The organism is Paludicola sp. MB14-C6, assembly GCF_030908625.1.
GTDB lineage: Bacteria > Bacillota > Clostridia > Oscillospirales > Ruminococcaceae > Paludihabitans.
In genome coordinates this window covers 1,200,956-1,216,216 of sequence record NZ_CP133133.1, presented here as the reverse complement: position 1 = coordinate 1,216,216, position 15,261 = coordinate 1,200,956, and the positions used below count along the sequence as shown (strand labels likewise).

The window sequence follows — 15,261 nt, the reverse complement described above, 5'->3', positions numbered from 1 at the left end:
AAGCATAAATGTCAAGAGTAAACGTATACAATATGTCAGGTGAAAAGTTAAAACAAATGAACATTTCTAATGATGTATTTGGTGTTGAGCCAAACGAAGCAGTTATGCATGCTGCAATCGTTAACTTCCTTGCAAATCAACGTCAAGGAACTCAATCTACTCTAACTCGTTCTGAAGTAAGAGGCGGCGGCCGCAAACCTTGGAAACAAAAAGGTACAGGTCACGCAAGACAAGGTTCAATTCGTTCTCCACAATGGACACACGGTGGTATTGCATTAGGTCCAAAACCTCGTGATTATAGCTACTCCCTCAACAAAAAAGTTAAGAGATTAGCTCTAAAATCTGCTTTATCATCTAAAGTTTTAGATAAAACTTTTATCGTAGTTGATAAAATTGAACTTGAAACTTACAAAACCAAAGCTGTTATCGATATGTTAAATGCTTTAGGTGCTGATAAAAAAGCGCTAATCGTTTTACCAGAGGGTGACGCTAAGGTAATTAAGAGTGCAAACAATATTTCAGGTGTTAAAACTTCTTTAGTAAACACTTTGAATGTTTATGACATCTTAAACCACGACTACTTTGTTGTAGCTGTAGATGCCGTTAAGAAAATTGAGGAGGTGTATGCATAATGATAAAAACTGCTCAAGATATTATCATTAAGCCGATTATCACCGAAAGATCTATGGAAAACATAGGCTTTAGAAAATACACCTTCAAAGTGAACAAAGATGCTAATAAATTTGAAATCGCAAAAGCTGTTGAAGAGCTATTCGGCGTTAAAGTTGCTAAAGTCAATACAATGAACGTTAAAGGTCATTACAAACGTCAAGGCAGAAGCGAAGGCTATACTTCTGATTGGAAGAAAGCAATCGTTACATTAACAGAGAGCTCAAAAAGCATCGAGTTCTTCGAGGGTATGGTATAATCCAGAGTGGATTTGCCAGGTGATGTAAGAGCACAATAAACGGTTTCGTTTATTAGGTACACAAAAAATTGTGTTTTGGCTCGCTAAACCGAATTAAGGAGAGTGAATAAAATGGCTATTAAGTCATTTAAACCGACAACTCCATCCAGACGTCAAATGACGGTTACTGATTACACTGGATTGTCAAAAGTTGCACCTGAAAGAAGTCTTCTTGAATCTAAGAAGAAAAACTCAGGTCGTAACAGCTACGGTAGAATCACTGTTCGTCACAGAGGTGGCGGAAACAGAGTTAAATACCGTATCATCGATTTTAAAAGAGATAAAGTTGGAATGAACGCTAATGTTCTTACATTAGAATACGATCCAAACCGTTCCGCTCATATTGCATTAGTTCAATATGAAGATGGCGAAAAAAGATATATTCTTGCACCTAACGGCTTAGCAGTAGGCGACGTTGTTCGTGCTGGCGAAGATGCTGATATCAAACCAGGTAACGCACTTCCACTATCTGCAATCCCAGTTGGTACTATTATTCACAACATTGAGCTATACCCAGGTAAAGGCGCACAATTAGTTCGTTCTGCTGGTAATATGGCACAATTGATGGCAAAAGAAGGCGATTACGCTCTTGTTCGTTTACCATCAGGTGAGTTAAGAAAAGTTGCAGTAAATTGTATTGCTACTGTTGGTCAAGTAGGTAACATCGACCATGAAAACGTATCTATCGGTAAAGCTGGTAGAAAACGTCACATGGGTTGGAGACCAACTGTTCGTGGTTCTGTAATGAACCCTTGCGATCACCCTCATGGTGGTGGTGAAGGTAAATCACCTGTCGGACGTCCAGGACCGGTTACTCCTTGGGGTAAACCAACACTTGGTTACAAGACTCGTAAAAAGCATCATCGCTCCGATAAATTTATTGTTAAACGCAGAAATGCTAAGTAATGCTTGAAAGGAGGCAGATGAATTATGGGTAGAAGTGTTAAAAAAGGACCTTATGTTCAACCTGTTCTATTAAAGAGAGTTCGTGAATTGAATGCGGCTGGCGAAGAAAAAGTTTTAAAAACTTGGTCACGTTCATCCACAATCTTCCCTGATTTCGTAGGCCATACATTCGCAGTACACGATGGACGTAAACACGTTCCAGTATACGTTACTGAGGATATGGTAGGTCATAAATTAGGTGAATTTGCTCCAACTAGAACTTATAGAGGTCACGCTGGTTCTAAAACATCAAATAACGGAAAATAGGCCGGAAGGAGGATTTTAAATGGAAGCAAGAGCTTATCTAAGATATGTACGTATTGCACCTAGAAAAGTGCAAATCGTACTTGATTTAATAAGAAAACAGCCTGTTGATAAAGCAATGGCTATCTTGAAGCACACACCAAAGGCTGCAAGCGAGCCCCTCGAAAAACTTCTGAAATCGGCCATCGCTAACGCAGAAAATAACCACAATATGAACAAAGAAGCTTTATATGTTTCTGAGTGTTTTGTATGTCCGGGTCCTATTTTAAAGAGAATAAGACCAAGAGCGCAAGGTCGTGCGTTTAGAGTTCTAAAAAGAACTTCACACGTTACTTTGGTTCTTAAGGAAATGGAATAAGCTGAAAGAGGAGGTAAACTATGGGACAAAAAGTAAACCCACATGGACTAAGAGTGGGCGTTATTAAAGACTGGGATTCCCGCTGGTTTGCGAATAAAAACGCTTTTGGCGACACTTTAGTTGAAGATTACAAAGTTCGTGAATATATCAAAAAGAGCTTATTTGCCGCTGGCGTTCCACGTGTGGAAATCGAGCGTGATGCAGTGAGAGTTAGAGTTAACGTTCATTGTGCTAAGCCTGGACTTGTAATTGGTAAAGGTGGCGCTGAAATTGAAAAGCTTCGTGCTAATTTGGAAGCTATGATGAAAAAACCTGTGATTGTAAATATCATCGAGGTAAAACAACCTGACATGTCTGCACAATTAGTTGCAGAGAGTGTTTGTGCTCAACTTGAGCGAAGAGTTTCCTTCAGAAGAGCTATGAAACAAGCAATCGGTCGTACAATGCGTTTAGGCGCAAAAGGTATTAAAATCCGTGTTGCTGGCCGTTTAGGCGGTGCTGAAATCGCTCGTGCTGAAGTATACCACGAAGGTACAATCCCACTTCATACAATTCGTGCTGATATTGATTACGGATTTGCTGAAGCAAATACAACTTACGGCAAACTTGGCGTAAAAGTATTTATCTACAAAGGTGAGGTTCTAAAAGGACAAGTTTCTACTCCTGCAGTTTCTGAGAAAAAAGAAAGACCTGCAAGCAAACGTCCAGCTAGAAAACCTCGCGAAAACTCCAAGATGGAAGGAGGAAGTAAATAATGCTATTACCAAAAAGAGTGAAATACCGTCGTCAACAAAGAGGTCGTATGACCGGTAAAGCAACACGCGGTAATACTGTAAGCCATGGTGAATATGGTCTACAAGCTCTCGAGCCAGCATGGATTACTTCCAACCAAATCGAGGCGGCTCGTATCGCTATGACTCGTTACATCAAACGTGGCGGTCAAGTATGGATTAAAATATTCCCTGATAAACCAATCACTGAAAAACCTGCTGAAACTCGAATGGGTAAAGGTAAAGGTTCTCCAGAGTATTGGGTAGCGGTTGTAAAACCGGGTAGAGTTATGTTCGAAATTGCAGGCGTTTCAGAAGAGGTTGCTCGTGAGGCTATGCGTCTTGCAATGCACAAACTTCCTATCAAATGTAAATTCGTAACTAAGGCAGCAACTGTTGCCGAAGAAAAGACAGGTGGTGAGCAATAATGAAAGCAAACGAAATTCGTGACATGTCACTTGTTGAGTTAAATAATAAGTTGGCTGAACTTAAATCAGAGCTTTTTAATCTTCGCTTCCAACTAGCTGTTAATCAATTGGAAAACCCAATGCGAATTAAAGCAGTAAAGAAAGATATTGCTCGCATTAAAACCGTAATTCGTGCAAACGAATTAAACAGTGAGCAATAATGGAAGGAGGATTTAAGCTATGAGCGAAAGAAACCTCAGAAAAACTAGAGTAGGTACTGTTGTAAGCAACAAAATGGATAAAACTGTAGTTGTATCTATTGCTGACAACGTAAAACATCCACTATACAAAAAAATTATTAAACGCACAGTTAAGCTTAAAGCCCACGATGAAAACAACGAATGTGGTATAGGCGACCGCGTTGAGATTATGGAAACAAGACCATTGTCTAAAGACAAACGCTGGCGTGTAGTTGAAATTATTGAAAAGGCTAAATAATTTAGATCCGATAGCCGAAAGGAGGAACGCACTGTGATACAGATGCAAACTTACCTTAAGGTAGCCGATAACAGCGGTGCCAAAGAGTTAATGTGTATTCGCGTGTTAGGCGGTTCCAGAAGAAGGTACGCTAACATAGGTGACGTTGTGGTAGCTTCTGTGAAAAAAGCAGCACCAGGCGGCGCAGTAAAAAAAGGCGACGTAGTAAAAGCAGTAATCGTTCGTTCCGCAAAAGGATTACGCCGTGATGACGGTTCATATATCCGTTTTGATGAGAATGCAGCGGTAATTGTAAGAGAAGATAAAAACCCAAAGGGCACCCGTATTTTTGGCCCAGTTGCAAGAGAGCTTCGTGATAGAGATTTCATGAAGATCGTATCCCTTGCTCCAGAAGTACTATAAGGGGGGCTATTAAATGAATAATTTGCATATTAAAAAAGGCGATACAGTTTGTTTAATGACTGGTAAATACAACGATAAATATGCTGACGCAAAAGGCACTCGTAAAACTGGTAAAGTTTTAGAAGTTAGCCCTAAAGAAGGCAAAGTAATTATCGAAGGTATCAACCTTGTAACTAAACACGTAAAACCTAGAAGAATGGGCGAACCTGGCGGTATTGTGAAAGCAGAAGCACCAGTTTACGCTTGTAAAGTTCAAGTTTACTGTTCTAAATGTAAAGCACCAGTTAGAACTGGCGTTAAAGTTGAAGATGGTAAAAAAGTTCGCGTTTGCAAGAAATGCGGCGGAGAAATTAAGTAAGGAGGAAACCTAGTATGGCAAGATTAAAGGACTACTATTCAAAAGAAGTGGCTCCTGCTCTAATGAGCAAATTTGGCTATGAAAGTGTCATGCAAATTCCGAAGCTTGATAAGATCGTCGTGAATGTTGCTAGCGGTGAAGCAGGCAGTAACTCAAAAATGATGGACGCAATCGTTTCTGACTTAGCTAAAATTACTGGTCAAAAACCAATAATTTGTAAAGCAAGAAAATCAGTAGCGAACTTCAAACTTCGTGAAGGTATGAACATCGGTGCGAAAGTAACTCTTCGTGCAGATATGATGTACGAATTCCTAGATAGACTATTTAACGTAGCTCTACCTCGTGTTCGTGACTTCAGAGGAATCAATGCTAACTCTTTTGACGGACGTGGAAACTATTCTATGGGTCTTAAAGAGCAATTGATTTTCCCAGAAATCGATTTTGATAAAGTCGATAAAATCCGTGGTATGGATATTACATTCATTACTACAGCAAAAACAGACGAGGAAGCTCGAGAGTTACTAACTCTTATGGGAGCTCCATTCGCGAAATAGAGGGAGGAATAAGTTATGGCAAAGAGATCAATGGTTGTAAAACAACAAAGAACGCCTAAGTTTTCCACCCGTGCCTATAACAGGTGCAAAATTTGCGGAAGACCTCACGCTTATTTAAGAAAATACGGAATTTGCCGTATTTGTTTTAGAGAATTGGCTTATAAAGGCCAAATTCCAGGCGTGAGAAAGGCAAGCTGGTAGCACGAAGCAAAGGAGGTTGACGGCATGCAAATTACCGATAGTATTGCAGACTTGCTGACTCGTATTAGAAATGCGAATACAGCAAAACATGATACGGTAGATATCCCTGCATCCAATATGAAAAAATCAATAGCTCAAATCCTAGTAGATGAAGGCTATGTGAAAAGCTTCCAAGTTATAGACGATGGAAAGCAAGGAATTATCCGTGTGACATTGAAATACGGCGAAAATAAAACACCAATTATCAGTGGACTACGCAGAGTTTCTAAACCAGGCTTGCGTATCTACACAAGCTGCGAAGATATGCCAAAGGTTATGAAAGGCCTTGGTATTGCTATTGTTTCAACATCTAAAGGTATTATGACCGATAGACAAGCAAGAAAAGACAATGTTGGCGGCGAAGTTCTTGCATTTATTTGGTAAGGAGGGCTTATATTATGTCTAGAATAGGTAGAAAACCAATCGACGTTCCCTCCGGTGTTGAAGTAAAGCTTGAGGGTAATGTGATTACCGTTAAAGGACCAAAAGGCACTTTAACAAGAACTCTTCACAAAGACATGATCGTTGAAGTTGAAAGCAACGTTATCAACGTAAAACGTCCTAGTGAACAAAAAGAACACAAATCTCTTCATGGTCTAACTAGAACACTTGTAGCTAATATGGTTGAAGGTGTTACGAACGGATTCAAAAAAGAGCTAGAAATTCAAGGTGTTGGTTACCGTGCTGCAAAACAAGGCAAAGACCTAGTTTTAAACATTGGTTATTCTCACCAAGTTATTATGCCTGAAATCGAAGGTATCACTATCGATGTTGCAGGTACAAACAAAATTACAATCAGCGGACCAGACAAACAAATCGTTGGTCAATTCGCTGCAAATGTTCGTGAAAAACGTCCACCGGAACCATACAAAGGCAAAGGTATTCGTTATGTTGGCGAATTTGTTCAACGTAAAGAAGGTAAAGCCGGTAAGGGCGGCAAGAAGTAGTTAAAGGAGTGACAAGCTATGGTGAAAAAGCCTAATAGTAATGAGGCAAGACTAAAAAGACACCGCAGAGTACGCGCAAAGATTTCCGGTACTGCTGAGCGTCCACGCCTAAACGTATTTCGCTCTAACAAGCATATTTACGCTCAATTGATTGATGATGTAAATGGTGTAACATTAGTTGCTGCATCTTCTATGGATAAAGCATTCGAAGGTAATGGTAGCAATAAAGACGCTGCGCGCAAGGTTGGTCAGGCAATCGGTAAGCTCGCTGTGGAAAAAGGTATCGAGGCTGTTGTATTCGACAGAAGCGGTTACTTATACCATGGAAGAATAAAAGAATTGGCTGATGGAGCTCGCGAGAGCGGCCTCAAGTTTTAATGAGGAGGTTATTCGTTTGGCTAAAATAGATGCAAGTGCATTAGATCTAAAAGAAAAAGTAGTTTCTATCAACCGTGTTTCTAAAACGGTTAAAGGTGGTAGAATTTTCAAGTTCGCAGCATTAGTTGTTGTTGGAGACGGTAACGGTATTGTTGGTTTCGGACTTGGTAAATCTGGAGAAGTTCCTGACGCAATTAGAAAAGGTATCGAAGATGCTAAGAAAAACTTAATTAAAGTTTCTCTAAAAGGTACTTCTATTCCTCACGAAATCGTTGGTGCTTTTGGTGCAGGTAGAGTTCTACTAAAACCAGCTCCAGACGGAACAGGAGTTATCGCTGGTGGTGTGGTTCGTGCTGTTGTTGAAGCAGCAGGTATCCAAGATATCCGTGCGAAAGCTCTTCGCTCAAACAACCCATGTAATGTTGTTAGAGCAACTATCAACGGATTAGCAAATTTACGCACAGCTGAAGAAGTTGCTGCAATTCGCGGTAAATCTGTAGAACAAATTTACGGTTAAGGGAGGCTGACTGATTATGGCAAAAGCAGATACTTTAACAATTAAGCTAGTAAAAGGTCTAGCCGGCATTAAGAAAGACCAAATCGCAGTATGTGCGTCTTTAGGTCTTCGCAAAACGAACGATATTACAGAGCAACCAAACAACGCTGCTACATTAGGCAAAGTTGCAAAAGTAGCTCATCTTGTAAAAGTTCTATAAGAATAGTATTCTTCATACTCATTCCGATTTCATAACTTTATTTATAAAGTATAATAATGAGGAATTCGCATTTTAAAGCGAGTCGAATCAAGATTCGGCGTTTAGCAGAATGCTAATTTGCATATTGACGTTTTGCAATAAAGCAACGTCAGTATGTATTACAACATCAATACAGTTACGTATTGTGTTAGCTTGAAAGATACAAAATTGTTTTCAAGCGCAAATTAGTATAATAAGGAGGTGCGAGTATAATGAAACTGCACGAGTTATCTCCAGTTCCAGGTTCTACACACGTTGCAAAACGTAAAGGTAGAGGTGCTGGTTCTGGTAATGGTAAAACAGCTGGTAAAGGTCATAAAGGTCAAAATGCACGTTCAGGCGGTGGCGTAAGACCAGGCTTTGAGGGCGGACAAATGCCTTTATCCAGAAGAATTCCAAAAAGAGGATTCATCAATAATTTTGCAACAAAATATGCTATCGTTAACGTTTCTGATTTAAATGATAAATTTGAAGATGGAGCAGTAGTTGACACTAAAGCTATTATTGATGCTGGTTTAGTGAAAAAAGCATACGATGGTATTAAAGTTCTTGGGAATGGCGAAGTAACAAAAAACCTTACTATTAAAGCAGCTGCTTTCTCAAAATCTGCAATAGACAAAATCGAGAAAGCCGGTGGAAAGACCGAGGTGATTTAAGTTGTTTACAACGATAAGAAATGCCTTCAAGAATGACGACTTAAGAAAAAGAATTATTTATACGATTTTTATCTTAATTATCTTCCGTTTAGGTTCTGCTGTAATTGCTCCATTCATTGATGGTGCACATTTGAGCCAACAAATCGGAAACAGTACTGATTTCTTGGGACTTTTAAACACTTTCTCAGGTGGTGCGTTTGAAAAGGCATCTATATTTGCCCTTAACATTCAACCATATATCACAGCATCTATCATTGTTCAGCTTCTTGCGATTGCAATTCCTGCTCTTGAGCGTTTAAGCAAAGAGGGCGAAACAGGTCGTAAAAAACTGAATAAGATTACTAAGTATGTAACAGTCGGTATGTGCTTACTTCAAGGTTACGCTTACTACACAATAGTAAGAGCTGAAGGTGCAATCAATGCTAAATATTTAAGTGGTTTCCCTAAATATTTTGCTTTGATTACCATCATCTTATCTTTGACAGCAGGTGCTTCAGTTGTTACTTGGTTAGGCGATCAGATTACTGAAAAGGGTATCGGCAACGGTATTTCTATTATCTTGTTTGCCAATATTATCTCTCGTCTACCACAAACATTTGATGTACTATGGAAGAACTTCATGCAAGGTGGTAAAAACTTCATATTAGTTCCTATTATCTTGTTAATATTCGCTGGAATGATTGTTTTAATCATTGTAATGAATGAAGGTGAACGTCGTATTCCTGTTGCATATGCAAAACGTGTAGTCGGCAGAAAAATGTACGGTGGCCAAAACTCCCATATTCCAATCAAAGTTAGCATGAGCGGCGTTATGCCAATTATCTTTGCAAGTTCACTTGTAAGTTTACCTGGTATGATAGCTCGTTTTGCAAATCCTAAACCAGGCGGATTCTGGTATGGCTTCTTAACAGTTATGTCACCATCTCATTGGTTCTATGGAATATTATATTTCTTGTTAATTATCGGCTTTAACTATTTTTATGTTGCAGTACAATATAATCCAATAGAAATTGCCAATAATATCAAGAGCAATAATGGTGCGATCCCTGGTATTCGTCCTGGAAAACCAACATCAACCTTTATTGCAAAAGTAATTGCTAAAATTACATTCATCGGTGCGTTGTTCTTAGGATTTATCGCAATTTTCCCAATTATCTTCAACTCTATTACAAGCATTCCTGTTGCACTAGGTGGTACATCAATTATCATCATCGTTGGTGTTGCATTGGATACTATGCGTCAATTGGAATCTCAATTGATGATGCGTCACCATAAAGGATTCTTAGAATAAGAAGATAAAAGGGGAAGGATATTATGAAGCTTATTATGTTAGGTGCTCCGGGTGCTGGAAAAGGTACGCAAGCAGAAATTATAAGTGAAAAATATGGGATTCCTACTATTTCAACAGGCAATATCATTCGTGAAGCAATTAAAAATCAAACAGAGATGGGTAAGGCGGCTAAAGTCTTTATAGATAAAGGTCAACTTGTGCCGGATGATGTTGTGATTCAATTAGTTGTTCAAAGAATTGCAAATGATGATTGCAGCAATGGCTTTATTTTAGATGGCTTTCCACGTACACTTCCACAAGCTGAGGCTTTGGATAATATGGGGATTATCATCAGTAAAGTAATTGATCTTGAAGTTAGTGATGAGAATATTACGCAGCGAATTTCAGGTAGACGTGTTTGCGAAGTATGTGGTGCCTCTTATCATATCAACTATAAGCCTTCTCAAGTAGAAGGAATATGTGATAAATGTGGTGGAAAAACAGTACTTCGTGATGATGATAAACCAGAGACTGTTTTAGAACGTCTTAGAGTATATCATAAACAAACGGAGCCATTGAAAGAATATTATTCAGCACAAAATAAGCTGTATACAGTTTATGGTCAAGAAGACGTTAATGATACTTCTGCAATGACTTTAAAAGCTGTGGAGGCGTAAATATTATGGTAGTTTTAAAAAATGCCCGAGAATTAGTTGAAATGAGCGAGGCTTGCAAAATATCTGCACAAGCTCTTCATATTGCTCAAAAGTATATGAGAGCCGGAGTTTCTACGAAAGAGATCGATGAAGCGATTCATCGAGAAATCGTATCACATGGTGCAAAACCCTCTTTCTTAGGATACGGTGGATTTCCCGCAAGTGCGTGCATATCAGTTAATCATCAAGTAATTCATGGAATACCTTCTTCAAAAGTCATTTTAAAAGATGGCGATATCGTTAGTGTGGATGTTGGTGCATTCTATAAAGGATATCATGGAGATAATGCCTTTACCTATCGGGTGGGTGAGGTTTCACAAGAAGCGGCAAAGCTGCTTGAGGTAACCAATGAATGTTTGTATAGAGCGATTGAACAGGCAAAACCGGGAAATCGTATGGGAGATATCTCCTATGCCGTTGAATCTTACGCAAGGTCTTTTGGCTACGGTGTAGTTAAGAATTACGTAGGTCACGGTGTTGGAAGAAATCTTCATGAGGATCCTGAAGTTCCAAACTTCGGAACGAAAGGCAAAGGTATTCGCTTAGTAAAGGGAATGACACTCGCAATTGAGCCAATGATTAACTTGGTTGGTGACAATGTGAAAATGCTTTCCGATGGATGGACTGTGGAAACTGTTTCAGGAAGCTTATCTGCACATTTTGAGCACACCATTGTCATAACTGACGACGGTGCAAAAATCCTAACGAAAATATAGGAGGCAATCTGAGTGCAGTTTCAAACAGGGATGATTGTTCGTTCTAATTCAGGACACGATCAGAATCGTTTTTATGTTCTTGTGAAGCTAGAAAACAACTTTGGATATATTGCGGATGGCAAACGCCGTAAGCTTGAAAATCCTAAGAAAAAAAATCTACTTCACATGAGCAAAACTACAAAGATTGTTGATTTAGAACAAATAGACACAGATCTTAAGTTAAGGCGCGTGTTGTGGGATTACAATTACGGTAATCAAGCAATTTCCGTCGCTGAATAGGGAGGTATATGCTTGTCAAAAGACGATGTTATTGAAATTGAAGGCACTGTCGTTGAATCGTTGCCAAACGCAACTTTCAAAGTAGAGCTTCCAAACGGACATACAATCCTAGCCCATATTTCAGGCAAGCTAAGAATGAATTTTATTCGAATTCTGCCTGGCGATAAGGTGACGGTTGAAATGTCGCCCTATGATTTAACAAAGGGACGCATTACTTGGCGTTCTAAATAGTAGGCTTACGTTTCACCTTATCGCCATGGATAATGGTGACGGTTGAAATGTCGCCCTATGATTTAACTGTGTTATTGCATTAGCAATTACACATGGGGACGCATTACTTGGCGTTCCTCCAAATAGGACATTTAAGGAAAACCCAACAAATGCCTAAAAATGGGGCGTTAAAAGCGTTCCAGTAAGTAGAAACAAAGCAGGTCAAGATGAATAAAGATGTTCATCATACCAATAAGGAGGTAATTTCAAATGAAAGTAAGACCTTCGGTTAAGCCAATATGCGAAAAATGCAAGGTAATCAAACGCAAAGGACGTATCATGGTGATTTGCCAAAACCCTAAACACAAACAACGTCAAGGCTAATAGGCTTTAGATGGTTCGTTGTGTTCACACTGTATTGGAGGTGCAACTTTAATGGCTCGTATAGCTGGTGTTGACTTACCAAGAGAGAAAAGAGTTGAAGTAGGTTTAACTTATATCTTTGGTATCGGTCAAAAAACGGCAAACGATATCCTCGCTGCAACAGGCGTAAATCCTGATACTAGAATCAAGGATTTAACTGAGGATGAGGTATCTGCGCTAAGAGAATATATTGATAAAAATAATGTGGTTGAGGGTGACCTACGCAGAGAAACCGCTCTAAACATTAAAAGGCTAATCGAAATTGGATGTTACAGAGGCATTCGTCATAGAAAAGGCTTGCCTGTAAGAGGACAACGTTCTAAAACAAATGCTCGTACTCGTAAAGGTCCAAAGAAAACGATTGCTAACAAGAAGAAGTAAAGGAGGCTTTGAACTATGGCAACTAAAACAACAAAAAAGGTTGTTCGCAGACGCCGCGAACGTAAGAATATTGAGCGTGGTGCCGTTCACATTCAGTCTACCTTTAACAACACTATTGTAACTATTACAGACGTTCAAGGCAATGCAATTTCATGGGCAAGTGCTGGTGAAATGGGCTTTAGAGGCTCTAAAAAGTCTACTCCATTTGCTGCACAAACTGCTGCAGAAAAAGCAGCTAAAGCTGCTCAAGAACATGGTCTAAAGACTGTTGAAGTGTATGTAAAAGGACCAGGATCCGGTCGTGAGGCTGCAATTCGTGCGCTACAAGCAGTTGGTCTAGAAGTATCTATGATCAAAGACGTAACACCTATTGCACACAATGGATGTCGTCCACCAAAAAGAAGACGCGTTTAATATTTTTAATCAGGAGGTGTAACCAGTAATGGCTAGATATACCGGTGCGGTTTGTAGAATGTGCCGTCGTGAAGGCGCTAAATTGTTCCTAAAGGGTGAAAGATGTTATTCTGATAAATGTTCTGTAACTCGTAGAGCATATGCCCCAGGACAACACGGACAAAACCGTAAAAAAATCACTGAATATGGTATTCAGTTAAGAGAAAAACAAAAAGCAAGACGTTACTACGGCGTTTTAGAAAGCCAATTCGAAGGTTACTTCGATGCTGCTGAACGTAAACCTGGCATGACAGGTCAAAACTTGCTAAGAATTTTGGAATCACGTTTAGATAACGTTGTTTACAGACTAGGTCTTGCAACTTCAAGAGCTGAAGCTAGACAACTTGTTGTTCATGGTCACTACACTGTAAACGGCAAAAGAGTAAACATTCCTTCTTACCAAGTAAAAGAAGGCGATGTTGTTGCTGTTTGCGAAAAAAGCCGTGGAAGCGAAAAATTCAAAGCTATCGTTGAAACTTGTGGCTCTCGTCCAGTTCCAATGTGGCTAGATATGAATAAAGAAACTTTAGAAGCAAAAGTTGTTAGATTACCTAACCGTGAAGATATTGATCTTGATGTTCAAGAGCTTCTAATCGTTGAGTATTATTCTAAATAATATTGCATAATGTTCTTTTATGCTTTAAGGGAATGGTAAACGAAATTACAGCATGAAGCTGTGAATAGGAGGGTTTTAAACATGGTAGAAAGCTTAGCAAATCCGCAGGAATCAATTACTAATCCAATGACAAAGCCTAAAATTCAAATGGAAAACAACGGCAACGATGCAACCTACGGAAAATTTGTACTAGAGCCCCTCGAGCGTGGATATGGTACAACTTTAGGCAACAGCTTAAGACGCGTACTATTATCTTCACTTCCCGGCGTTGCAGTAAAGTCAATTAAGATTGACGGCGTGCAACACGAATTTTCAACCATTCCAGGTGTTAAAGAAGATGTAACTGAGATTGTATTAAACATTAAAGGCTTAACAGCGAAGTTACATGGGGATTCCCCTAAAACAGTTTATATCGAAGCTGAGGGTGAATGCGAAGTAACTGCAGGTACTATTAAAGCTGATTCTGAAGTAGAAATACTAGATCCTGGTATGCATATTGCAACTTTATGTGAAGGTGCAAGACTGTTTATGGAAATCGTATTAGATAAGGGTCGTGGCTATGTTCCTGCAGAAAAAAACAAAGCTGATGTATCAAGCAACATCGGTGCAATTGCAGTAGACAGTATCTACACACCTGTAATAAAGGTTAATTATTCAGTGGAAAATACACGCGTTGGTCAAATCACCGATTATGATAAGTTGACTTTAGAGGTATGGACAGATGGCACAATTTCTGCCAAAAAAGCTGTATCTCTTGCAGCCAAGGTTCTCAATGATCACCTCAACTTGTTTGTTAATTTAGACGAGCAAGCTGCAAATGTAGAGATAATGGTTGAAAAAGGCGAAAACCTTTTAGAAAAAGACCTCGAGAGGACTATTGAGGAACTTGACTTATCTGTGCGCTCATTCAATTGTTTGAAACGTGCAGGAATTAACACGGTAGAAGACCTAACGAATAAATCCGAGGAAGAAATGATGAAAGTCAGAAACCTTGGTAAAAAGTCACTTGAAGAGGTTATTGCAAAGCTACATTCGCTCGGCCTTAACCTAGCTTCAGACGAAGAATAAGGATAACGAATAGCGTTTTAAATACAAATTGTTTAAAAGTGCTATGATCCAGTAAGGAGTGAATTTCAATGGCAGGAAGCAGAAAACTTGGCAGAACCTCTGACCACAGAAAAGCAATGCTAAGAGCTATGGTTACTTACCTTTTAGAGAACGGCAAGATTGAAACCACAGTTTCCAGAGCAAAAGAGGTTCGCGCTATGGCCGAGAAAATGATTACTCTTGGCAAAACTAATAATCTCCACTCCAAGCGTCAAGCATTTAGCTTTATCACAAAAGAAGAAGTTGTTAAAAAATTATTCGATGAGATTTCACCAAAATATGCAGAAGCAAACGGTGGTTATACTCGTATAATTAAAACAGGTCCACGTCGTGGTGACGCTGCAGAGATGGCTATTATTGAGTTAGTATAGCTTATATAGAAAAAGACCATGCCCTAATTAGGCATGGTCTTTTTGTTGCGTCCATACCAATTTTGGTATGGACGTTTTCTGTTCTAATATGATACTTTTTTTAAATAAGTCCGAAATGATAGAGATTTTTATGTTAATATGGTTTCTCCTCACAATGTTACCATTTTGTTACCAGTAAATACTTGACATATTATATATATATATATAATATGGATATTAA

The 15,261-nt window shown here is 39.1% G+C and carries 30 protein-coding genes; all 30 read left to right on the top strand.

What is annotated here, in order from left to right; all coding sequences use genetic code 11:
* The first annotated feature begins 8 nt into the window (after positions 1-8).
* A complete protein-coding gene (rplD, locus tag RBG61_RS05825; RefSeq protein WP_307946661.1) occupies positions 9-632 on the top strand; it encodes a 50S ribosomal protein L4 in 624 nt (207 codons plus the stop codon).
* Complete coding sequence (gene rplW / locus RBG61_RS05820; protein WP_307946659.1) at positions 632-928, top strand: 50S ribosomal protein L23; 297 nt, start codon at positions 632-634, stop codon at positions 926-928. The genes rplD and rplW overlap by 1 nt, the downstream gene beginning before the upstream one ends.
* A 111-nt stretch (positions 929-1,039) precedes the next feature.
* Complete coding sequence (gene rplB / locus RBG61_RS05815) at positions 1,040-1,873, top strand: 50S ribosomal protein L2 (protein WP_307946658.1); 834 nt, start codon at positions 1,040-1,042, stop codon at positions 1,871-1,873.
* Between the two features lie 24 nt (positions 1,874-1,897).
* Entirely contained in the window at positions 1,898-2,179 is a 282-nt protein-coding gene (rpsS, locus tag RBG61_RS05810) for a 30S ribosomal protein S19 (RefSeq protein WP_307946656.1), read from the top strand.
* Positions 2,180-2,198: 19 nt separating this feature from the next.
* Positions 2,199-2,534, top strand: coding sequence for a 50S ribosomal protein L22 (gene rplV / locus RBG61_RS05805; protein WP_307946655.1), 336 nt, complete (start codon positions 2,199-2,201; stop codon positions 2,532-2,534).
* 20 nt (positions 2,535-2,554) lie between these two features.
* Positions 2,555-3,289, top strand: a complete 735-nt coding sequence (rpsC, locus tag RBG61_RS05800; protein WP_307946653.1) for a 30S ribosomal protein S3 — start codon at positions 2,555-2,557, stop codon at positions 3,287-3,289.
* Entirely contained in the window at positions 3,289-3,732 is a 444-nt protein-coding gene (gene rplP / locus RBG61_RS05795; RefSeq protein ID WP_307946649.1) for a 50S ribosomal protein L16, read from the top strand. The genes rpsC and rplP overlap by 1 nt, the downstream gene beginning before the upstream one ends.
* Positions 3,732-3,932 (top strand): 50S ribosomal protein L29, encoded by a 201-nt coding sequence (rpmC, locus tag RBG61_RS05790; RefSeq protein WP_307946648.1) that lies wholly within the window; start codon positions 3,732-3,734, stop codon positions 3,930-3,932. The genes rplP and rpmC overlap by 1 nt, the downstream gene beginning before the upstream one ends.
* Before the next feature lie 19 nt (positions 3,933-3,951).
* Positions 3,952-4,209, top strand: coding sequence for a 30S ribosomal protein S17 (gene rpsQ / locus RBG61_RS05785; protein WP_307946646.1), 258 nt, complete (start codon positions 3,952-3,954; stop codon positions 4,207-4,209).
* 33 nt (positions 4,210-4,242) lie between these two features.
* Complete coding sequence (gene rplN, locus RBG61_RS05780; RefSeq protein ID WP_307946645.1) at positions 4,243-4,611, top strand: 50S ribosomal protein L14; 369 nt, start codon at positions 4,243-4,245, stop codon at positions 4,609-4,611.
* Positions 4,612-4,624: 13 nt separating this feature from the next.
* Positions 4,625-4,969 (top strand): 50S ribosomal protein L24, encoded by a 345-nt coding sequence (gene rplX, locus RBG61_RS05775; RefSeq protein WP_307946643.1) that lies wholly within the window; start codon positions 4,625-4,627, stop codon positions 4,967-4,969.
* A 14-nt stretch (positions 4,970-4,983) separates the two neighbouring features.
* A complete protein-coding gene (gene rplE, locus RBG61_RS05770) occupies positions 4,984-5,523 on the top strand; it encodes a 50S ribosomal protein L5 (RefSeq protein WP_307946640.1) in 540 nt (179 codons plus the stop codon).
* 15 nt (positions 5,524-5,538) lie between these two features.
* Positions 5,539-5,724, top strand: a complete 186-nt coding sequence (locus RBG61_RS05765) for a type Z 30S ribosomal protein S14 (RefSeq protein ID WP_307946638.1) — start codon at positions 5,539-5,541, stop codon at positions 5,722-5,724.
* A gap of 24 nt (positions 5,725-5,748) precedes the next feature.
* Positions 5,749-6,147, top strand: a complete 399-nt coding sequence (rpsH, locus tag RBG61_RS05760; protein WP_307946635.1) for a 30S ribosomal protein S8 — start codon at positions 5,749-5,751, stop codon at positions 6,145-6,147.
* A gap of 14 nt (positions 6,148-6,161) precedes the next feature.
* Positions 6,162-6,710 (top strand): 50S ribosomal protein L6, encoded by a 549-nt coding sequence (rplF, locus tag RBG61_RS05755; RefSeq protein ID WP_307946632.1) that lies wholly within the window; start codon positions 6,162-6,164, stop codon positions 6,708-6,710.
* Positions 6,711-6,728: 18 nt separating this feature from the next.
* Complete coding sequence (gene rplR, locus RBG61_RS05750; protein WP_307946630.1) at positions 6,729-7,088, top strand: 50S ribosomal protein L18; 360 nt, start codon at positions 6,729-6,731, stop codon at positions 7,086-7,088.
* A gap of 16 nt (positions 7,089-7,104) precedes the next feature.
* Complete coding sequence (gene rpsE / locus RBG61_RS05745) at positions 7,105-7,605, top strand: 30S ribosomal protein S5 (protein ID WP_307946627.1); 501 nt, start codon at positions 7,105-7,107, stop codon at positions 7,603-7,605.
* Positions 7,606-7,621: 16 nt separating this feature from the next.
* Positions 7,622-7,804: a 50S ribosomal protein L30 gene (rpmD, locus tag RBG61_RS05740; protein ID WP_307946626.1), complete on the top strand. Its 183-nt coding sequence runs from the start codon at positions 7,622-7,624 to the stop codon at positions 7,802-7,804.
* A gap of 251 nt (positions 7,805-8,055) precedes the next feature.
* Entirely contained in the window at positions 8,056-8,499 is a 444-nt protein-coding gene (gene rplO, locus RBG61_RS05735) for a 50S ribosomal protein L15 (protein WP_307946624.1), read from the top strand.
* 1 nt (position 8,500) lies between these two features.
* Positions 8,501-9,790, top strand: coding sequence for a preprotein translocase subunit SecY (gene secY / locus RBG61_RS05730; RefSeq protein ID WP_307946622.1), 1,290 nt, complete (start codon positions 8,501-8,503; stop codon positions 9,788-9,790).
* 23 nt (positions 9,791-9,813) lie between these two features.
* A complete protein-coding gene (locus RBG61_RS05725; RefSeq protein WP_307946621.1) occupies positions 9,814-10,446 on the top strand; it encodes an adenylate kinase in 633 nt (210 codons plus the stop codon).
* A gap of 5 nt (positions 10,447-10,451) precedes the next feature.
* A complete protein-coding gene (gene map / locus RBG61_RS05720) occupies positions 10,452-11,201 on the top strand; it encodes a type I methionyl aminopeptidase (protein WP_307946620.1) in 750 nt (249 codons plus the stop codon).
* Positions 11,202-11,213: 12 nt separating this feature from the next.
* Positions 11,214-11,480: a KOW domain-containing RNA-binding protein gene (locus RBG61_RS05715; RefSeq protein WP_307946618.1), complete on the top strand. Its 267-nt coding sequence runs from the start codon at positions 11,214-11,216 to the stop codon at positions 11,478-11,480.
* A 12-nt stretch (positions 11,481-11,492) separates the two neighbouring features.
* Positions 11,493-11,711 (top strand): translation initiation factor IF-1, encoded by a 219-nt coding sequence (infA, locus tag RBG61_RS05710; protein WP_307946616.1) that lies wholly within the window; start codon positions 11,493-11,495, stop codon positions 11,709-11,711.
* A 249-nt stretch (positions 11,712-11,960) separates the two neighbouring features.
* Positions 11,961-12,074 carry a 50S ribosomal protein L36 gene (gene rpmJ, locus RBG61_RS05705; protein ID WP_054331337.1) on the top strand — a complete coding sequence of 38 codons (114 nt, stop codon included), beginning with the start codon at positions 11,961-11,963 and terminating at the stop codon, positions 12,072-12,074.
* 51 nt (positions 12,075-12,125) lie between these two features.
* Positions 12,126-12,494, top strand: coding sequence for a 30S ribosomal protein S13 (gene rpsM, locus RBG61_RS05700; RefSeq protein ID WP_307946613.1), 369 nt, complete (start codon positions 12,126-12,128; stop codon positions 12,492-12,494).
* A 15-nt stretch (positions 12,495-12,509) separates the two neighbouring features.
* Positions 12,510-12,908, top strand: coding sequence for a 30S ribosomal protein S11 (gene rpsK, locus RBG61_RS05695; protein WP_307946610.1), 399 nt, complete (start codon positions 12,510-12,512; stop codon positions 12,906-12,908).
* Between the two features lie 28 nt (positions 12,909-12,936).
* Positions 12,937-13,563 carry a 30S ribosomal protein S4 gene (gene rpsD, locus RBG61_RS05690; protein ID WP_307946608.1) on the top strand — a complete coding sequence of 209 codons (627 nt, stop codon included), beginning with the start codon at positions 12,937-12,939 and terminating at the stop codon, positions 13,561-13,563.
* Positions 13,564-13,689: 126 nt separating this feature from the next.
* On the top strand, positions 13,690-14,631 hold the full coding sequence (locus RBG61_RS05685) for a DNA-directed RNA polymerase subunit alpha (RefSeq protein ID WP_307947210.1): 942 nt from the start codon (positions 13,690-13,692) through the stop codon (positions 14,629-14,631).
* A gap of 68 nt (positions 14,632-14,699) precedes the next feature.
* Positions 14,700-15,041: a 50S ribosomal protein L17 gene (gene rplQ / locus RBG61_RS05680; RefSeq protein ID WP_307946606.1), complete on the top strand. Its 342-nt coding sequence runs from the start codon at positions 14,700-14,702 to the stop codon at positions 15,039-15,041.
* Positions 15,042-15,261: the final 220 nt, after the last annotated feature.

Excerpts from the sequence above, each read along its gene's own strand:
- rplO (WP_307946624.1), top strand. The coding sequence starts at position 8,056 with ATGAAACTGCACGAGTTATCTCCAGTTCCAGGTTCTACACACGTTGCA.
- rpmC (WP_307946648.1), top strand. The coding sequence starts at position 3,732 with ATGAAAGCAAACGAAATTCGTGACATGTCACTTGTTGAGTTAAATAAT.
- RBG61_RS05725 (WP_307946621.1), top strand. The coding sequence starts at position 9,814 with ATGAAGCTTATTATGTTAGGTGCTCCGGGTGCTGGAAAAGGTACGCAA.
- rpsK (WP_307946610.1), top strand. The coding sequence starts at position 12,510 with ATGGCAACTAAAACAACAAAAAAGGTTGTTCGCAGACGCCGCGAACGT.
- rpmJ (WP_054331337.1), top strand. The coding sequence starts at position 11,961 with ATGAAAGTAAGACCTTCGGTTAAGCCAATATGCGAAAAATGCAAGGTA.
- rpsS (WP_307946656.1), top strand. The coding sequence starts at position 1,898 with ATGGGTAGAAGTGTTAAAAAAGGACCTTATGTTCAACCTGTTCTATTA.
- rplQ (WP_307946606.1), top strand. The coding sequence starts at position 14,700 with ATGGCAGGAAGCAGAAAACTTGGCAGAACCTCTGACCACAGAAAAGCA.
- rplP (WP_307946649.1), top strand. The coding sequence starts at position 3,289 with ATGCTATTACCAAAAAGAGTGAAATACCGTCGTCAACAAAGAGGTCGT.
- rpsM (WP_307946613.1), top strand. The coding sequence starts at position 12,126 with ATGGCTCGTATAGCTGGTGTTGACTTACCAAGAGAGAAAAGAGTTGAA.
- rplE (WP_307946640.1), top strand. The coding sequence starts at position 4,984 with ATGGCAAGATTAAAGGACTACTATTCAAAAGAAGTGGCTCCTGCTCTA.
- rplW (WP_307946659.1), top strand. The coding sequence starts at position 632 with ATGATAAAAACTGCTCAAGATATTATCATTAAGCCGATTATCACCGAA.
- rplR (WP_307946630.1), top strand. The coding sequence starts at position 6,729 with ATGGTGAAAAAGCCTAATAGTAATGAGGCAAGACTAAAAAGACACCGC.
- map (WP_307946620.1), top strand. The coding sequence starts at position 10,452 with ATGGTAGTTTTAAAAAATGCCCGAGAATTAGTTGAAATGAGCGAGGCT.
- RBG61_RS05765 (WP_307946638.1), top strand. The coding sequence starts at position 5,539 with ATGGCAAAGAGATCAATGGTTGTAAAACAACAAAGAACGCCTAAGTTT.
- rpsH (WP_307946635.1), top strand. The coding sequence starts at position 5,749 with ATGCAAATTACCGATAGTATTGCAGACTTGCTGACTCGTATTAGAAAT.
- RBG61_RS05685 (WP_307947210.1), top strand. The coding sequence starts at position 13,690 with ATGACAAAGCCTAAAATTCAAATGGAAAACAACGGCAACGATGCAACC.
- rplB (WP_307946658.1), top strand. The coding sequence starts at position 1,040 with ATGGCTATTAAGTCATTTAAACCGACAACTCCATCCAGACGTCAAATG.
- rpsQ (WP_307946646.1), top strand. The coding sequence starts at position 3,952 with ATGAGCGAAAGAAACCTCAGAAAAACTAGAGTAGGTACTGTTGTAAGC.
- rpmD (WP_307946626.1), top strand. The coding sequence starts at position 7,622 with ATGGCAAAAGCAGATACTTTAACAATTAAGCTAGTAAAAGGTCTAGCC.
- rpsC (WP_307946653.1), top strand. The coding sequence starts at position 2,555 with ATGGGACAAAAAGTAAACCCACATGGACTAAGAGTGGGCGTTATTAAA.
- rpsD (WP_307946608.1), top strand. The coding sequence starts at position 12,937 with ATGGCTAGATATACCGGTGCGGTTTGTAGAATGTGCCGTCGTGAAGGC.
- rplX (WP_307946643.1), top strand. The coding sequence starts at position 4,625 with ATGAATAATTTGCATATTAAAAAAGGCGATACAGTTTGTTTAATGACT.
- rplV (WP_307946655.1), top strand. The coding sequence starts at position 2,199 with ATGGAAGCAAGAGCTTATCTAAGATATGTACGTATTGCACCTAGAAAA.
- rplF (WP_307946632.1), top strand. The coding sequence starts at position 6,162 with ATGTCTAGAATAGGTAGAAAACCAATCGACGTTCCCTCCGGTGTTGAA.
- rplD (WP_307946661.1), top strand. The coding sequence starts at position 9 with ATGTCAAGAGTAAACGTATACAATATGTCAGGTGAAAAGTTAAAACAA.